General features: G+C 65.3%; 12 protein-coding genes. 11 read left to right on the top strand and 1 reads right to left on the bottom strand.

Annotated features, from left to right (window positions below):
- Window positions 1-3 precede the first annotated feature (3 nt).
- Genes nuoI through ACSFA5_RS11430 form a run of 9 tightly spaced genes read left to right on the top strand, consistent with a single transcriptional unit; the run spans window position 4 to window position 8,012 of the window.
- Window positions 4-549, top strand: a complete 546-nt coding sequence (gene nuoI, locus ACSFA5_RS11470; RefSeq protein WP_435444160.1) for an NADH-quinone oxidoreductase subunit NuoI — start codon at window positions 4-6, stop codon at window positions 547-549.
- Window positions 550-585: 36 nt separating this feature from the next.
- The gene (locus tag ACSFA5_RS11465) at window positions 586-1,245 is read left to right on the top strand and encodes an NADH-quinone oxidoreductase subunit J (protein ID WP_435444159.1); all 660 of its coding nucleotides are present in this window, start codon (window positions 586-588) and stop codon (window positions 1,243-1,245) included.
- The gene (gene nuoK, locus ACSFA5_RS11460; protein WP_019653383.1) at window positions 1,242-1,550 is read left to right on the top strand and encodes an NADH-quinone oxidoreductase subunit NuoK; all 309 of its coding nucleotides are present in this window, start codon (window positions 1,242-1,244) and stop codon (window positions 1,548-1,550) included. Before ACSFA5_RS11465 ends, nuoK begins: the two co-directional genes overlap by 4 nt.
- A 7-nt stretch (window positions 1,551-1,557) precedes the next feature.
- Window positions 1,558-3,594, top strand: a complete 2,037-nt coding sequence (gene nuoL / locus ACSFA5_RS11455; RefSeq protein ID WP_435444158.1) for an NADH-quinone oxidoreductase subunit L — start codon at window positions 1,558-1,560, stop codon at window positions 3,592-3,594.
- 24 nt (window positions 3,595-3,618) lie between these two features.
- On the top strand, window positions 3,619-5,097 hold the full coding sequence (locus ACSFA5_RS11450; protein ID WP_435444157.1) for an NADH-quinone oxidoreductase subunit M: 1,479 nt from the start codon (window positions 3,619-3,621) through the stop codon (window positions 5,095-5,097).
- 26 nt (window positions 5,098-5,123) lie between these two features.
- Entirely contained in the window at window positions 5,124-6,611 is a 1,488-nt protein-coding gene (gene nuoN, locus ACSFA5_RS11445) for an NADH-quinone oxidoreductase subunit NuoN (RefSeq protein ID WP_435444156.1), read from the top strand.
- 13 nt (window positions 6,612-6,624) lie between these two features.
- A complete protein-coding gene (locus ACSFA5_RS11440) occupies window positions 6,625-6,930 on the top strand; it encodes a DUF2818 family protein (RefSeq protein ID WP_435444155.1) in 306 nt (101 codons plus the stop codon).
- 4 nt (window positions 6,931-6,934) lie between these two features.
- A complete protein-coding gene (locus tag ACSFA5_RS11435) occupies window positions 6,935-7,540 on the top strand; it encodes an NUDIX domain-containing protein (RefSeq protein ID WP_435444154.1) in 606 nt (201 codons plus the stop codon).
- Window positions 7,541-7,547: 7 nt separating this feature from the next.
- Complete coding sequence (locus ACSFA5_RS11430; protein ID WP_435444153.1) at window positions 7,548-8,012, top strand: DUF1178 family protein; 465 nt, start codon at window positions 7,548-7,550, stop codon at window positions 8,010-8,012.
- A 28-nt stretch (window positions 8,013-8,040) separates the two neighbouring features.
- Here the strand turns inward: ACSFA5_RS11430 and ACSFA5_RS11425 are convergent, their stop codons facing one another.
- Entirely contained in the window at window positions 8,041-9,825 is a 1,785-nt protein-coding gene (locus ACSFA5_RS11425) for an ABC transporter transmembrane domain-containing protein (RefSeq protein ID WP_435444152.1), read from the bottom strand.
- Between the two features lie 76 nt (window positions 9,826-9,901).
- Between ACSFA5_RS11425 and ACSFA5_RS11420 the strand changes: the two genes are divergently transcribed.
- The gene (locus ACSFA5_RS11420) at window positions 9,902-10,441 is read left to right on the top strand and encodes a MarR family winged helix-turn-helix transcriptional regulator (protein WP_435444151.1); all 540 of its coding nucleotides are present in this window, start codon (window positions 9,902-9,904) and stop codon (window positions 10,439-10,441) included.
- Window positions 10,434-11,924 (top strand): efflux transporter outer membrane subunit, encoded by a 1,491-nt coding sequence (locus tag ACSFA5_RS11415; RefSeq protein WP_435444150.1) that lies wholly within the window; start codon window positions 10,434-10,436, stop codon window positions 11,922-11,924. The genes ACSFA5_RS11420 and ACSFA5_RS11415 overlap by 8 nt, the downstream gene beginning before the upstream one ends.
- The last annotated feature ends 48 nt before the right edge of the window (window positions 11,925-11,972 follow it).

The raw sequence follows: 11,972 nt of genomic DNA, 5'->3' as shown, positions 1-11,972 counted from the left end.
ACCATGTCTGCTGCGCACACCGCCGGCGCCACTGCGCGCCCTTCCAAGCTTGCGTCCGCGCCGTTCTCGCTCAAGGATTTCCTGAGCAGCTTCATGCTGTTCGAGTTGTTCAAGGGCCTGGCCGTCACCGGCAAGTACGCCTTTGCCCGCAAGATCACGGTCCAGTTCCCCGAAGAGAAGACGCCGCTGTCGCCGCGCTTTCGCGGCCTGCACGCGCTGCGCCGCTATGAGAACGGCGAAGAGCGCTGCATCGCCTGCAAGCTCTGCGAAGCCGTTTGCCCGGCACTGGCCATCACCATCGAATCGGATGTGCGCGACGACGGCTCGCGCCGCACGACGCGCTACGACATCGACCTGACCAAGTGCATCTTCTGCGGCTTCTGCGAAGAAAGCTGCCCGGTCGACTCGATCGTGGAAACGCACATCTTCGAATACCACGGCGAGAAGCGCGGCGACCTGTACTTCACGAAGGACATGCTCCTGGCCGTGGGCGATCGCTACGAAAAAGAAATTGCAGCGAACAAGGCGGCTGACGCCAAGTACCGCTGATCCGACCAGCCCGAACCCCGTACCCATTCGAATTCCATGGACGTCAAGACCGGTCTGTTCTATCTGTTTGCCGCGGTGCTGCTGTTCGCAGCCTTCCGCGTCATCACCGCCCGCAACCCCGTGTACGCCGCGCTGTACCTGGTGCTGGCTTTCTTCCAGGCTTCGGCCATCTGGCTGCTGCTGCGAGCCGAGTTCCTCGCGATTGCGCTGGTGCTGGTGTACGTCGGTGCCGTGATGGTGCTGTTCCTGTTCGTCGTGATGATGCTGGACATCAACGTCGACGGCCTGCGAGAGGGCTTCTGGAAGCACTTTCCGCTGGCCGCTGGCGTGGGTGCGCTCATTGCGCTCGAAATGGCGGCCGTGCTCATGGGCGGCTTCCGCCTGGGCGATGCACCTCGCTCGGTTTCCGGGCCGATGGCGGCCGACGCCAACAACACGCTCGAACTGGGCAAGTTGCTGTACACCGAATACCTCTACCCGCTGGAAATTGCCGCGGTCATCCTGCTCGTGGCCATCGTGGCCGCCATCGCGTTGACGCTGCGTACCCGCAAGGACAGCAAGTACGTCAACCCGGCCGACCAGGTGCGCGTGAAGGCGCGTGACCGCGTGCGCATCGTGCAGATGCCGGTGACGCGTGCGGCCCAACCTGTGGCTGAAGCTGCAGCCGCGGATGCTGCAAAGGAAAACAAGGCATGACGCTCACGCTAGGACACTTTCTTTCGCTCGGCGCGATGCTCTTCGCGTTGTCGGTGATCGGCATCTTCCTGAACCGCAAGAACCTCATCGTGCTGCTGATGGCCATCGAGCTGATGCTGTTGGCGGTCAACATGAACTTCGTGGCGTTCTCGCACTTCCTGGGCGACATGCACGGCCAGATCTTCGTGTTCTTCATCCTGACGGTGGCTGCGGCCGAGTCGGCCATCGGGCTGGCGCTGCTGGTTCTGCTGTTCCGCAACAAGTCGAACATCAACGTGGACGAACTCAACTCGCTCAAGGGTTGAAAGCAACATGAGCGCAACCCTTTCCGCATCCACCCTGCTGGCCGTGCCGCTGGCACCCCTAGTCGGCGCTGCCGTCGCGGGCCTGTTCGGCACGAAGTTCGGCGGCAATCACATCGGCCGCAAGGTCACGCATTCGCTGACCATCCTGGGCGTGCTGGTCGCCTTCATCATCTCGGTCATGACGCTCAAGAGCGTGGTGGCAGACGGTGCACGCTTCAACGCCACCCTCTACGAGTGGATGGTGGTGGGCGGCCTGAAGATGGAAGTCGGCTTCATGGTCGACGGCCTCACCGCCATGATGATGTGCGTCGTGACCTTCGTGTCGCTGATGGTGCACATCTACACCATCGGCTACATGGAAGAAGACGACGGCTACAACCGTTTCTTCGCCTACATCTCGCTGTTCACCTTCTCGATGCTGATGCTCGTCATGAGCAACAACATGCTCCAGCTGTTCTTCGGCTGGGAAGCGGTGGGCCTGGTGTCGTACCTGCTGATCGGGTTCTGGTTCAACAAGCCGACCGCCATCTTCGCGAACATGAAGGCCTTCCTGGTCAACCGCGTGGGCGACTTCGGCTTCATCCTCGGCATCGGCCTGATCGCGGCCTACGCCGGCACGCTGAACTACACAGAAGCCTTCGCCAAGGCGAACATGCTGGCCGGCATCACCTTCCCGGGCACCGAATGGATGCTCGTCACGGTGATCTGCATCTGCCTGTTCATCGGCGCCATGGGCAAGAGCGCGCAGTTTCCGCTGCACGTGTGGCTGCCCGACTCGATGGAAGGCCCGACCCCCATCTCCGCGCTGATCCACGCGGCCACGATGGTGACCGCCGGCATCTTCATGGTGGCGCGCATGTCGCCGCTGTTCGAGCTGAGCGACACGGCCCTGAGCTTCATCCTCGTGATCGGCGCCATCACCGCGCTGTTCATGGGCTTCCTGGGCATCATCCAGAACGACATCAAGCGCGTGGTCGCGTACTCGACGCTCTCGCAGCTCGGCTACATGACGGTGGCGCTCGGTGCTTCGGCCTACTCGGTCGCCGTGTTCCACCTGATGACGCACGCGTTCTTCAAGGCGCTGCTGTTCCTCGGCGCCGGCTCGGTGATCATCGGCATGCACCACAACCAGGACATCCGCTGGATGGGCGGCGTGCGCAAGTACATGCCGATCACCTGGATCACGTCGCTGCTGGGTTCGCTTGCGCTGATCGGCACGCCGTTCTTCGCCGGTTTCTACTCGAAGGACAGCATCATCGAAGCGGTGCACGAAAGCCACCTGTGGGGCGCGAACTTCGCGTACTACGCGGTGCTGGCCGGCGTGTTCATCACGGCGTTCTATTCGTTCCGCATGTACTTCCTGGTCTTCCACGGCAAGGAACGCTACGACCAGAACCCCGACGCGCACCATGACGACCACGGCCATGGGCACGACGATCATGGCCACGGCCACGACGCCCACAAGCCGCACGAGTCCCCCATGGTGGTCTGGCTGCCGCTGGTGCTGCTGGCCATTCCCTCGGTGGTGATCGGCTTCATGACGATCGAGCCGATGCTGTTCGGCGAGTTCTTCAAGAACGCGATCTTCGTGGACGGTGCCAAGCACCATGCCATGAAGGAACTGGAAGAAGCCTTCCACGGCCCGGTGGCCATGGCCATCCACGGCCTGACGACGGCACCGTTCTGGCTGGCGCTGGCCGGCGTGGTCCTGTCCTGGTACATGTACATGATCAACCCGGCGCTGCCGGCCGCGATCAAGCGTGCCTGCGGCCCGGTCTACCGCCTGCTGGAAAACAAGTACTACCTCGACTGGATCAACGAGAACATCATCGCCCGCGGCACGCGTGCGCTCGGCACCGGTCTGTGGAAGGGCGGCGACCAAGCCATCATCGACGGTGCCGTGGTCAATGGTTCGTGGAAGCTGATCGGCCGTATTTCAGGTGTGGTGCGCTGGATGCAGTCGGGCTACATCTATCACTACGCCTTCGCGATGCTGCTGGGCATCTTCATCCTGATGACGTATTTCGTCTGGTTCAAACGCTGAGCCTAGCGCTGGAGAAAAAGAAAAATGGGTTTGTTGAGCCTTGCCATCTGGGTGCCGATTGCATTCGGCGTCGCGCTGCTGGCGTTCGGCCGTGACGAGCACGCCAAGGGCGTTCGCTGGATCGCCCTTGTCGGCGCCATCGTGAGCTTTCTGGTCACGGTGCCGCTGTTCACGGGTTTCCGCAACGGCACCGCCGTCATGCAGTTCGTCGAGAAGACGAGCTGGATCTCGCGCTTCAACGTCAACTACCACCTCGGGATCGACGGCATGTCGCTCTGGCTGGTGCTGCTGACGTCGTTCATCACGGTCATCGTCGTGATCTCCGCCTGGGAAGTGATTACAGAACGCGTGAACCAGTACATGGGCGCGTTCCTGATCCTGTCGGGTTTCATGATCGGCGTGTTCTCCGCGCTCGACGGCATCCTGTTCTACGTGTTCTTCGAAGCCACGTTGATCCCGATGTACCTGATCATCGGTATCTGGGGCGGCCCGAACAAGATCTACGCGGCGTTCAAGTTCTTCCTGTACACCTTGCTCGGCTCGCTGCTGATGCTGGTGGCGCTGATCTTCCTGTACAACAAGTCGGGCGGCAGCTTCGACATCCTGGCCTGGCACAAGCTGCCGCTGGGGTCGACCGCGCAGACCTTCCTGTTCTTTGCCTTCTTCGCAGCCTTCGCGGTGAAGGTGCCGATGTGGCCGGTGCACACCTGGCTGCCCGACGTGCACGTCGAGGCGCCCACGGGCGGCTCGGCCGTGCTGGCCGCGATCATGCTGAAGCTGGGCGCCTACGGCTTCCTGCGCTTCTCGATGCCCATTGCGCCCGATGCCTCGCATGAATGGGCCTGGCTCATGATCGCGCTGTCGCTGACCGCGGTGATCTACGTCGGCCTGGTCGCGCTGGTGCAGCAGGACATGAAGAAGCTGGTGGCGTATTCGTCGGTCGCCCACATGGGCTTCGTCACGCTGGGCTTCTTCATCTTCAACGAGCTCGGCGTGTCCGGCGGCATCGTGCAGATGATTGCCCACGGCTTCGTTTCGGCCGCCATGTTCCTGGGCATCGGCGTGCTGTACGACCGCGTGCACTCGCGTCAAATTGCCGACTACGGCGGCGTGGTCAACACCATGCCCAAGTTCGCTGCGTTCGCGCTGCTGTTCGCCATGGCCAATTGCGGCCTGCCGGGCACCGCTGGTTTCGTGGGCGAGTGGATGGTGATCCTGGGCGCCGTGAAGGCCAACTTCTGGGTCGGCCTGGGAGCGGCCACCGCGCTGATCTTCGGCGCGGCCTACACGCTGTGGATGTACAAGCGCGTGTACCTGGGCCCGGTCGGCAACGACCACGTCAAGGAACTCAAGGACATCAACGCCCGCGAGTTCGTGATGCTGTCGCTGCTGGCCATCGCCGTGCTGTGGATGGGCCTGTACCCGAAGCCTTTCACCGACGCCATGGACGCCTCGGTGGTCGAGCTCCTGCGCCATGTGGCGATTTCGAAGCTGCCTTCCTGATTCCACGCTGAAGACAAGAGAACGAGATGATTGACAAAATCAGCTGGGTCACGATCTACCCTGAAATCGTGTTGCTGGTCATGACCTGCATCATTGCGCTGGTCGACCTGTCTACCACGGACCACCGCCGCACGCGCACCTACGTGCTGACGCTGCTCACCCTCGCGGTGGTCGGCGTGCTGTCGGGCCTTGCGGCCCTCAACGGCAAGACGGCCTACGGCTTCGGCGGCATGGTCGTGAGCGACCCGATGGGCAACTGGCTCAAGTGCTTCGCGACCATCGCCCTGATGGTCACGCTGGTCTACGGCCGTCCCTATGCGGCCGACCGCGACATGCTGCGCGGCGGCGAGATGTTCACCATGAGCATGTTCGCGCTGCTGGGCATGTTCGTGATGATCTCGGGCAGCAACTTCCTGCTGATCTACCTGGGCCTGGAACTCCTTACGCTGTCGAGCTATGCGCTGGTGGCGCTGCGTCGCGACAACGCGATCGCCAGCGAGGCGGCCATGAAGTACTTCGTGCTCGGCGCCATGGCCAGCGGCTTCCTGCTGTACGGCCTGTCGATGATGTACGGCGCCACCGGTTCGCTCGATGTGAACGAGGTTTTCAAGGCCATCGCCAGCGGCAAGGTGAACCACCAGGTGCTGGTGTTCGGCCTGGTGTTCATCGTGGCCGGACTGGCCTTCAAGGTGGGCGCTGCGCCGTTCCACATGTGGGTGCCCGACGTGTATCAGGGCGCGCCGACGGCGATCACGCTGCTGATCGGTGCCGCGCCCGAGCTGGCCGCCTTCGCGATCATCATCCGCCTGCTGGTCGATGCGCTGCAACCGCTGGCCATCGACTGGCAGCAGATGCTGGCCGTGCTGGCCATCGCTTCGCTGCTGGTCGGCAACCTGGCCGCCATTGCGCAAAGCAACCTGAAGCGGATGCTGGCGTACTCGACCATCTCGCAGATGGGCTTCATGCTGCTGGGCCTGGTGGCGGGTTCGGACCAGCAGGGCACCTACAACGCCCAGTTCGCCTACAGCGCCTCGATGTTCTACATCGTGACCTACGTGCTGACCACGCTGGCGAGCTTCGGCATCATCCTGCTGCTGGCGCGCGAAGGCTTCGAAAGCGAAGAGATCACCGACCTCGCAGGCCTGAACCAGCGCAGCCCGCTGTACGCCGGCGTGATGGCCATCGCGATGTTCTCGCTGGCCGGCCTGCCGCCGCTGGTGGGCTTCTACGCCAAGCTGGCCGTGCTGCAGGCGCTGATCGCCTCGGGCCAGGCCATCTACATCGGCCTGGCCGTGTTCGCGGTGATGATGTCGCTGATCGGCGCGTTCTACTATTTGCGCGTGGTCAAGGTCATGTACTTCGATGCGCCGGTGACTGCCACCACCGTGTCGGCGCCGCGCGACGTGCGCATCGTGCTCGCGATCAACGGCGCGCTGATCCTGATTCTGGGCATCGTGCCCGGCGGGCTCATGACGCTTTGCTACGACGCGATCGTGGCCACGCTGGCCCACTGACGCGCAACACCCGGTGTCGCAAACCGCGTCGGTCTGGGTTGTCCTGCTGGTGGCCCTGGTGGCCGCCAACCTGCCTTTCTTCAACGACCGCCTGTTCGGCGCCGTGCCACTGCCCATGCGACCCAAGTCGCTCGCAGTGCGCCTGGCCGAACTGGTGGTCTTGTACTTTCTGGCCGGCGGCATCGGGCTGCTGTTCGAACGCAGGGCAGGGCAGATCGCACCGCAGGGCTGGGAGTTCTACGCGGTGACCGGTGCGCTGTTCATCGTGCTGGCCTTTCCGGGGTTCACCTGGCGCTACCTGATGAAACACAGGCACTGACGACATGACTTCACCCACCACCGATTCGCACCTGAAGGAAGAGTTGCTCCGCAGCGAGGAGCTCTTCAAGGGCAACTTCCTGCAGGCCAAGCGCGACACCATCCGCCTGCCCGACGGCCACAGCGCCACGCGCGAGTACGTGGTGCACCCGGGCGCCGTGGTGGTGATTCCGTTGCTGGACGACGGACGCGTGGTGCTGGAGCGGCAGTTTCGCTATCCGGTCGGCCACGTGATGATCGAGTTCCCGGCCGGCAAGCTCGACGCGGGCGAAGACCCCTTCGTCTGCGGCCGGCGCGAGCTGCTCGAGGAAACCGGCTACACCGCGCGCGAATGGGCGCACGCGGGTGCGATGCATCTGGCGGTGGCGTACTCGACCGAGATCATCCACATCTACTTTGCGCGCGGCCTCACGCTCGGCGAGCGCCAGCTCGACCACGGCGAGTTTCTCGACGTGTTCACCGCCACGCCCGCAGAGCTGGCCGGGTGGTGCCGCGACGGCGGCGTGACCGATGCCAAGACGCTGACCTGCACGCTCTGGCTGCAGAACGTTGTGTCCGGCGCATGGGCACTGGACTGGAAGCCCGTGCCCGAACAAGGCGGCGCCGGATAATTCGCGCATGAAGGTTCTCGATCTCCGCTGCGCACACGGCCATGGCTTCGAAGGCTGGTTCGCGTCCGCCGAGGCCTTCGAGACCCAGCTGGCGGGCGGACTGGTCGAATGCCCGGTGTGCGGCGACACCGCCATCGTCAAGCTGCTGAGCGCGCCGCGCCTCAATCTCGGCAACGCGAAGGCGCCGCAGGAAGCCACTGCGCCGGCCGCCTCTTCGTCCGGGTCTTCGAGCGTTTCCACAGAGCTTTCACCCGAAGCCCGCTGGATGCGCGCCGTGCGCGAGGTGATGGCGAAGACCGAGGACGTCGGCGACCGCTTCGCCGACGAAGCCCGCAAGATGCACTATGGCGAAGCCCAGGAACGCGGCATCCGCGGCCAGGCCACGCCGCAGCAGACCGAGGCACTGCTCGACGAAGGCATTGCGGTGATGGCGCTGCCGATGCCGGCGGCGCTCAAGGAAACCCTGCAGTAACCGGCCCGTGGCCGTGGTTCGCGGCTGCTCAGGCTGTGAACTGGAGCGCGGCCAGGCGCGCATAGACGCCACCCTGGGCGACCAGCGTCGCGTGCGTTCCCTGCTCGACGATGCCGCCGTGGTCCAGCACCACGATGCGGTCGGCCTTCTGCACGGTCGCCAGCCGGTGGGCGATCACGACCGTGGTGCGGTTTTCCATCGCCGATTCCAGTGCCGCCTGCACCATGCGTTCGCTTTCCGCATCGAGCGCGCTCGTGGCTTCGTCGAGCAGCAGCAGCGGCGGGTTCTTGAGGATGGCACGCGCAATCGCGATGCGCTGGCGCTGTCCGCCCGAGAGGCGCACGCCGCGCTCGCCCAGGAAGGTGTCGTAGCCCTCGGGCAGCGCTTGCAGGAAGTCGTGCGCGAAGGCGGCGCGGGCGGCGGCATGCACCTCGTCGGCGGTGGCCTCCGGACGGCCGTAGCGGATGTTCTCGAAAGCGCTGGTCGAGAAGATCACCGCGTCCTGCGGCACCAGGCCGATGCGGGTGCGCATGTCGGGCAGGGCGAGCGACGCCAGCGGCGTGCCGTCGAGCAGCAGGCGGCCCGATTGCGGGTCGTAGTAGCGCAGCAGCAGCTGAAACACCGTGCTCTTGCCGGCGCCGCTGGAGCCCACCAGCGCAACGGTTTCGCCGGGCGCGACGTCCAGGCTGAAGTCGCGCAGCGCCGGCGTGCCGGGCCGCGACGGGTAGTGGAAAGTGACCGCATCGAATTTGATGGCGCTACCCGCAACAGGGACGGGCGTAACTGCTGGATTCGCCGGTGAAACGATGGCCGCGGGCGCATGCAGCAGTTCCATCAGGCGCTCGGTGGCACCGGCGGCGCGCAGCAGGTCGCCGTACACCTCGCCGAGCACGGCGGTGGCGCTCGCCAGGATGGCAACGTAGACCACGGTCTGGCCCAGGTGGCCGGCCGTGATGTCGCCTCGCAGCACCGCCTGCGTGCCCTGGTACAAGCCCCACAGCAGCGCGGCGGAGGTCGCGATGATGATGAACGCGACCAGCACAGAGCGCGCCTTGGTGCGCCGCACCGCGGTGCTGAAGGCGTTTTCGGTCGAGTCGTTGAAGCGCGCCGCCTCGCGGCCTTCGGCCGTGTAGCTCTGCACCACGGGAATGGCGTTCAGCACTTCGGCGGCGATGGCGCTCGAATCGGCCACGCGGTCCTGGCTGGCGCGCGACAACTTGCGCACGCGGCGGCCGAACCACATGCTCGGCAGCACCACCAGCACCAGGATGCCTAGCACCTGCACCATCACGTAGGGGTTGGTCCATACCAGCACGGCCAGTGCGCCCACGCCCATGACCGCATTGCGCAGGCCCATGCTCAGCGACGAGCCCACCACCGTCTGGACCAGCGTGGTGTCGGCCGTCAGGCGCGACAGCACTTCGCCGGTCTGCGTGGTTTCGAAGAACGCCGGGCTCTGCGTCAGCACATGGCCGTAGACCGCGTTGCGGATGTCGGCGGTGACCCGCTCGCCCAGCCAGCTCACCGTGTAGAAGCGCGCCGCCGAGAAAAGGCCCAGTGCCACGGCCACCGCGAAGAGGGCGCCGAAGTGTTCGCGCAGCGCCATGGTCTGCGCGCCCTTGTCGGGGTTGATCAAGCCTCCGTCAATCAAGCTGCGCAAGGCGATAGGGAAAGCCAGCGTGGTGACCGCTGCCATCACCAAAAAGACGGCCGCCAGGACGATCTGGACGCGGTAGGGGCGAAGAAAAGGGCTCAGGCCCGACAGTGACCGGGGCGAGCCCTTGGCCTGGGAAGACGGTGCGGTAGAAGCCATGCGCTGATTCTAACGATCCCTTGCCCTTACAAAGGCAGCCTTGACAATAACTGTCATGACAGCTAATATTTTGGCCATGAGCGATGCAAATTCCAACCAAGCTTCGTCGGCCTCCGCCGACGCCGAGCGTCGCGCGCCTGCCGCCTTCTATCGGCCGGAGACTTACCAGACCGAGGAGAGCATCGGTTACCTGATGCGCCGCATCGTGACAGCCGTCGGCCAGTCGATCGAAAGCCGCATCTGCGAACCCGGCAGCCCGACCTATCCGCAGTGGGTGCCTCTCTACAAATTGCATGTAGGCGCCGCCACCACGGTGGCCGAACTGGCCCGCGCCTGCGAGCTCGATACCGGCGCCATGACGCGCCTGCTCGACCGCCTGGAGGCCAAGGGCCTGTGCCGGCGCGTGCGCTCGCTCGAAGACCGCCGCGTGGTCAACATCGAGCTCACCGACGAAGGCCGTTCCGCCGCCAAGGAAGTGCCTTACGTGCTGAGCCGCGTCCAGAACGAACACCTTGCAGGTTTTTCCAATGAGGAATGGGAGCAGCTGAAGGGCTACTTGCGCCGCATCCTCGACAACGCACAGGCCCTCGCGGTCCGTGGAGATAAAAATGACTGATTCCCTCGCCGTGCGCGCACCGCGTCGCGCTCCTGTCGCAGCTGCCGCACCGCGTCGCACTTCCGTCGTGGCCGCCGCGTTGCTGGTGGTCGCACTGGCCGGCTGTGCCGACATGGCCGGCATCGGCTCGCAGGCCAAGCTGCGCGACGCCTCGTCGCTGGGCATCGCGCCCGACACCGCCGCAGTGCCGGCGTCCCGGCTCGACGGCCAGTGGTGGTTCGCGTTCGGCGACACGCAGCTCAATGCGCTGATCGACCAGGCCGTGGCCGGCAACCCGAACCTGCAGGTCGCGCAGGCCCGCCTTGCGCGCGCGCAGGCCTCGGCGGACATCGCCGGCGCGGCCCTCAAGCCGCAGGTCAAGGGCGACCTCGACCTGAACCGCCAGAAGTTCAACAGCAACTACATCTACCCGGCACCGCTGGGCGGCTCCACGCAAAACATCGGCCTGCTGCAGCTCAGCGCCAGCTGGGAGCTCGACTTCTTCGGCAAGAACCGCAGCGCGCTGGACACCGCCATCGGCGCCGCCAACGCCGCGGCCGCCGATGCCGATGCAGCCCGCGTGCTGCTCGCGAGCAACGTGGCGCGCAGCTACTTCCAGTGGGCGCGCCTGAACGACCAGCTCACGGTGGCACGGCGCACGCTGGCCCAGCGCGACGAAACCCTCAGGCTGGTGCGTGACCGCGTGTCCGCCGGTCTAGACACCCGCCTTGAACTGAACCAGAGCGAAGGCGGCCTGCCAGAAGCACGCCAGCAGATCGAAGCGCTCAACGAGCAGATCGCACTGCAGCAGCATGCGCTCGACGCGCTCGTGGGCCAGCCCAACGTGTCGGCCTCGCTCAAGCCGCCGGTGCTCGACGGCGTGAAGACGATGGCCCTGCAGGCCAACATTCCCGCCGACCTGCTGGGCCGCCGCGCCGACATCGCGGCCGCGCGCTGGCGCGTCGAGGCGGCCACCAGCGACGTGGCCAACGCCAGGACGCTGTTCTATCCCAACGTGAACCTCACGGCTTTCGCCGGCTTCCAGAGCCTGGGCTTCGGCAAGCTGCTCAAGTCGGGCAGCGAGCAGTGGGGCGTGGGCCCGGCCATCAGCCTGCCGATCTTCGAAGGCGGCAAGCTGCGCGCCAACCTGCGCGGCAAGTCGGCCGACCTCGACGTGGCCATCGAAAGCTACAACGCCGCCGTGATCGACGCCGTGCGCGACGCCGCCGACCAGGTGGCCAGCGCGCAGTCGATCACGCGCCAGCAGACCGAGCAGCGCGCCGCGCAAACGGCCGCCGAAGGCGCCTACGACATCGCCCTGCAGCGCTACCGCGCGGGCCTGGGCAACTACCTCAACGTGCTGACGGCAGAAACCGCCGTGCTGGCGCAACGCCGCCTGGCGGTCGATCTCGCCGCGCGCGCGCTCGACACGCAGGTGGCGCTGGCGCGCGCACTGGGCGGCGGCTGGCAGCCCCCGGCCACGGCGACGGCCGCACTGAACTGAACCACTGAACTGACTCGACTCCCCCGTCTCCCCCGTCTTCGGAAAGAA

It is taken from the genome of Variovorax monticola, assembly GCF_051216855.1.
Classification (GTDB): Bacteria; Pseudomonadota; Gammaproteobacteria; order Burkholderiales; family Burkholderiaceae_C; genus Variovorax.
Note: the sequence above shows the minus strand (reverse complement) of the source record. Positions and strands in the feature narration are given on the sequence as shown.

Excerpts from the sequence above, each read along its gene's own strand:
- nuoI (WP_435444160.1), top strand. The coding sequence starts at position 4 with ATGTCTGCTGCGCACACCGCCGGCGCCACTGCGCGCCCTTCCAAGCTT.
- ACSFA5_RS11465 (WP_435444159.1), top strand. The coding sequence starts at position 586 with ATGGACGTCAAGACCGGTCTGTTCTATCTGTTTGCCGCGGTGCTGCTG.
- nuoK (WP_019653383.1), top strand. The coding sequence starts at position 1,242 with ATGACGCTCACGCTAGGACACTTTCTTTCGCTCGGCGCGATGCTCTTC.
- nuoL (WP_435444158.1), top strand. The coding sequence starts at position 1,558 with ATGAGCGCAACCCTTTCCGCATCCACCCTGCTGGCCGTGCCGCTGGCA.
- ACSFA5_RS11450 (WP_435444157.1), top strand. The coding sequence starts at position 3,619 with ATGGGTTTGTTGAGCCTTGCCATCTGGGTGCCGATTGCATTCGGCGTC.
- nuoN (WP_435444156.1), top strand. The coding sequence starts at position 5,124 with ATGATTGACAAAATCAGCTGGGTCACGATCTACCCTGAAATCGTGTTG.
- ACSFA5_RS11435 (WP_435444154.1), top strand. The coding sequence starts at position 6,935 with ATGACTTCACCCACCACCGATTCGCACCTGAAGGAAGAGTTGCTCCGC.
- ACSFA5_RS11430 (WP_435444153.1), top strand. The coding sequence starts at position 7,548 with ATGAAGGTTCTCGATCTCCGCTGCGCACACGGCCATGGCTTCGAAGGC.
- ACSFA5_RS11425 (WP_435444152.1), bottom strand. The coding sequence starts at position 9,825 with ATGGCTTCTACCGCACCGTCTTCCCAGGCCAAGGGCTCGCCCCGGTCA.
- ACSFA5_RS11420 (WP_435444151.1), top strand. The coding sequence starts at position 9,902 with ATGAGCGATGCAAATTCCAACCAAGCTTCGTCGGCCTCCGCCGACGCC.
- ACSFA5_RS11415 (WP_435444150.1), top strand. The coding sequence starts at position 10,434 with ATGACTGATTCCCTCGCCGTGCGCGCACCGCGTCGCGCTCCTGTCGCA.